This is a genomic window from Nitrospirota bacterium (assembly GCA_040756155.1).
Lineage (GTDB): Bacteria > Nitrospirota > Thermodesulfovibrionia > JACRGW01 > JBFLZU01 > JBFLZU01.
This window is the reverse complement of sequence record JBFLZU010000021.1, coordinates 1-4,195: the sequence shown is the minus strand read 5'-3', so window position 1 is coordinate 4,195 and position 4,195 is coordinate 1. Positions and strand designations below refer to the sequence as shown.

The window sequence follows — 4,195 nt, the reverse complement described above, 5'->3', positions numbered from 1 at the left end:
GCCATAGATCAGAGGAAAGTCCATCGCTGATGTCTATCATGGATGTTGCCAGACGGTTAAGTGCTATCGTCCTCCCTTCCTTGATTCTCGGCTGAGGCATCAGATGCCTTCTTATCAAAAACTCCTCACCCTTACCCCTTACCCCTTGACCCTTGACCCTCTTTTTTAGTATCTCCAGTCCCATCGCTGAATCGCCAAGTGTACCTGTTACAAAGATCACATCGCTCACACTGGCACCCGATCTTTTGATATACAGGCTATCTTCTATCTCACCTGTGATACAGACGTTTATCACTACCCCTGCAGGTGACCTTGCTGTGTCTCCCCCTGCAATCTCAACTCTAAAATCCTTACAACCATATTCCATCCCATCGATTAGATGGTCAATATCACTCAATGAGAACTTAATAGGAACTGCTACGGAGACGGCTGAGTGCAAGGGAATACCCCCCATTGCTGCAATATCACTTACACTTGATGCGATAGCCTTATATCCGATATAATAATAGGCATTCTCTGGATAAAGGGAAGGTTCAAAGTGGATGCCTTCTATGAACATATCAGAGGTTAAAAGCAGCATACTACCTTTCCTCGCTCTCAAAACCGCTGAATCATCACCAATACCGAGTATGGTAGATTTACTGTATGTCTGAAACCTCTTCCTTATCCGTTGGATAATCCCGAATTCGCCTATTTCATCCAGACTCATCGGATTCTCAAACTTATCCCTTACCCCTTAATCCTTAATCCTGATTATACCTTTCTGTTTTTAAGAGTTTCATCCCTAAGGGCGACAGCGAGAACATCATCCATTGTTTCTGCAAATATAAACTCCATATCTTTGCGAATATCCTTCGGGATTTCTTCGAGGTCTTTCTTGTTACGCTTTGGTATTATGACCTTATTTATTCCAGCCCTCTTTGCTGCAAGTGCCTTTTCTTTGAGCCCCCCAATCGGTAGAACCCTTCCCCTGAGAGTAACCTCTCCTGTCATTGCAATATCTTTCTTTACGGATCGATGTGTGAATACAGATGCAAGTGAAGTAGCCATTGTTATACCTGCTGATGGTCCATCTTTTGGAATAGCACCTGCAGGGACATGGACATGTATATCACTTTTAGAGAATATATCATCCTTTATTCCGAGTCTTGCTGAACGTGAGCGTATATAGCTAAGGGCAGCCTGCGCAGACTCTTTCATTACATCACCGAGATGGCCCGTCAGGGTGAGGGAACCTTTGCCTTTCATAGTTGTAGCCTCTATATATATAATGTCTCCACCTGTCTCAGTCCATGCAAGACCGGTTGCAACTCCAATCTCATCCTTTTCCCTTTCTTCTTCAGGAAGGTATTTTGGCACACCAAGATATCTATGCAGATTCTTGGGCATTATCTTGAAAGGACCTTCTTTTCCTTCTGCAATCTTTCTTGCGACCTTCCGGCAGACATTCGCTATCTCCCTTTCGAGATTCCGGACACCGGCTTCCCTTGTATAATGCGAGATTATATGAAGCACTGACTCATCGGTAAACCTGATATGGTCATCGGTCAGCCCATGTTCCTTTAACTGCTTTGGTATCAGATATTCCTTTGCAATGCCCAGCTTCTCTTCCTGTGTATAGCCTGAAAGTGTAAGTATCTCCATCCTGTCTCTCAGCGGAGAGGGAATGGGGTCAATGAGGTTACCTGTTGTGATAAACATAACATTAGAAAGATCGAAAGGAACACCAAGATAGTGATCTGTAAATGAAAAGTTCTGCTCGGGGTCTAATACCTCAAGAAGTGCTGACGCAGGGTCTCCACGGAAATCGAGTCCTATCTTATCAACTTCGTCAAGCATGAAGACAGGGTTGTTTGAACCTGCCTGCTTGATGCCCTGTATGATTCTTCCTGGGAGTGCACCAACATATGTCCTTCTGTGTCCCCTTATCTCCGCCTCATCCCTTATGCCCCCGAGTGACATCCTTACAAACTCTCTACCAAGTGCCCTTGCAATGGATTTGCCCAGTGATGTCTTTCCAACGCCAGGAGGACCTATAAAACAGAGAATAGGACCCTTCATCTTTTCTTTAAGTTTTCTTACACTGAGATATTCAAGTATCCGTTCTTTTATTTTTTCAAGATCATAGTGATCCTCGTCGAGGACCTTCTTTGCTGATTTAATATCAAGATTGTCTTCTGTGCTTTTACTCCATGGAAGTTCAGTGAGCCACTCTATATATGTCCTTACTGTTGCAGCTTCAGCGGAATCAGGATGCATTCTTTCAAGTCTTTTTACCTGTTTTTCCGCCTCTTTCATCACCTTCTCTGGCATCTTAACCTCTTCTATCTTCTTTCTGAATTCTTGCATCTCTTCCGCACGCTCATCCATCTCACCGAGTTCTTTCTGTATTGCCTTTAGCTGTTCCCTGAGATAGTATTCCCGCTGTGTCTTATCTATCTCTCCACGGGCTTCAGCCTGTATCTTTTGTTGAACGGTAAGGAGTTCTACCTCCTTGTTCAGTATCTCATTTATTTTCTTAAGCCTTCCAACAGGGTCTATGATCTCAAGAACCTCCTGTGCTATTTCAACCTTAAGACCAAGGTTGGAGGCAATAAGCTCGGCAAGTCTGCCAGGGTCTTCAAGATTTTCAATTACAACGAGAATGTCAGGTAAGATCGCCTTTCCCATGGAAACAATCTTATCCATTTGCTCCTTTACCGTTCTCATCAATGCCTCCATCTCGACCGTATATTCGACAATCTTCGGGTCTGTAATCTTTTCAATCTCGACCATGTAGAAAGGTTCTTTCTGGACAAAATTAACTATCCGTGCCTTTGCTAACCCCTGAACGAGTATCTTTATTCTTCCGTCAGGGAGTTTAAGCATGCGCATTATAACTCCAACAGTGCCTATCTTATAAAGCTCGCCAGGACCTGGATTCTCTACATTCAGATCCCTTTGCGATGACATCAGTATCATGCGATTCCCAGAAAGCGCTTCATCAATCGCCCTTATCGACATCTCTCTTCCAACAAATAGTGGAATAATCATATAAGGGAAGATCACAACATCCCTTACAGGCAATAAAGGCAGTCTTGTCGGTATATCCTGGAGTTGTTCTTCACGTTCTACGAAATTTGTCACTCCAATCTCTCCCATTATAATCTTAATGCCTTCAGATAATTCCTGAATGCACTGCCAAGTTCTTTATTCTTCAGTGCTAATTCTACTGTAGCCTGCAGGAAACCAAGCTTATCTCCTGCATCATACCTCTTTCCTTTAAATTCACAAGCATAGATTGGCCTCTTCCGTGCAAGCATCCTGAGTGCATCTGTTAGTTGTATCTCTCTGTGTTTCCCTGGTTCGGTCTTTTCAATCATTTCAAAAATTTCAGGAGTAAGTATGTATCTCCCTATTATTGCAAGATTTGAAGGGGCATCCTTTGGTTTTGGCTTCTCCACAAGGTCAATTATCCTGTAAACACCGTTTCCAACTGGTTTTGCATCTATTATTCCATAGCGATGTACCTCTTTCTTATCAACCTTTTCTATAGCTATCACAGAGGCGTTAAATCTTTTGTATATCTCAATGATCTGTTTTATGGCAGGTTGACTGGAATCTATTACATCGTCTCCAAGCATCACCGCAAACGGACCATTGTCCACAAGATGCCGGGCACACAATATTGCATGTCCGAGCCCCCTCTGCTCCTTCTGTCTGATGTAACAGATTGTTACCATATTTGCAATCCTTTTTATCTCATCCAGAAGCTCAGTTTCCCCCTTTTTCTTAAGCGTTTCTTCCAATTCAAAAGCTAAATCAAAGTGATCCTCTATTGCCCTTTTATGTCTGCCGGTGATAATAATTATCTCTTTGATCCCAGCAGCGACTGCCTCTTCAACAACATACTGAATCATAGGTTTATCAACAAGGGGGAGCATCTCTTTTGGAGATGCCTTTGTCGCAGGCAGAAATCTTGTCCCCAGACCTGCAGCAGGAAATACAGCCTTTATAATATCTCTTTTTACAGTCACATCTATATTTTACAAAAATCTGAGGGAAAGTCAAGGACAGTGATGGTCAGGCTATTTCCCGAATTCTTTGTCTATAGCCTTTCTTATCGCCGCAATACTTTTTCCCTTCTTATGTAGCTCGGATGCCCGCAGGGCCTCCCTGAGACAGATGTCTCAGACAGATGCGTGGTCATCAACAT

4 protein-coding genes are annotated in these 4,195 nt (G+C 43.2%); all 4 read right to left on the bottom strand.

Annotated features, from left to right (window positions below; genetic code table 11):
• Nucleotides 1-709: thiamine-phosphate kinase (thiL, locus tag AB1488_01795; GenBank protein ID MEW6408831.1), on the bottom strand; the 709-nt coding region annotated here is incomplete at its 3' end.
• A 44-nt stretch (nucleotides 710-753) separates the two neighbouring features.
• Nucleotides 754-3,126, bottom strand: a complete 2,373-nt coding sequence (gene lon / locus AB1488_01790; protein ID MEW6408830.1) for an endopeptidase La — start codon at nucleotides 3,124-3,126, stop codon at nucleotides 754-756.
• Between the two features lie 14 nt (nucleotides 3,127-3,140).
• Entirely contained in the window at nucleotides 3,141-4,016 is an 876-nt protein-coding gene (galU, locus tag AB1488_01785; protein ID MEW6408829.1) for a UTP--glucose-1-phosphate uridylyltransferase GalU, read from the bottom strand.
• Nucleotides 4,017-4,067: 51 nt separating this feature from the next.
• The coding region (locus tag AB1488_01780; protein ID MEW6408828.1) for a PCYCGC motif-containing (lipo)protein at nucleotides 4,068-4,195 on the bottom strand (128 nt) is incomplete at its 5' end.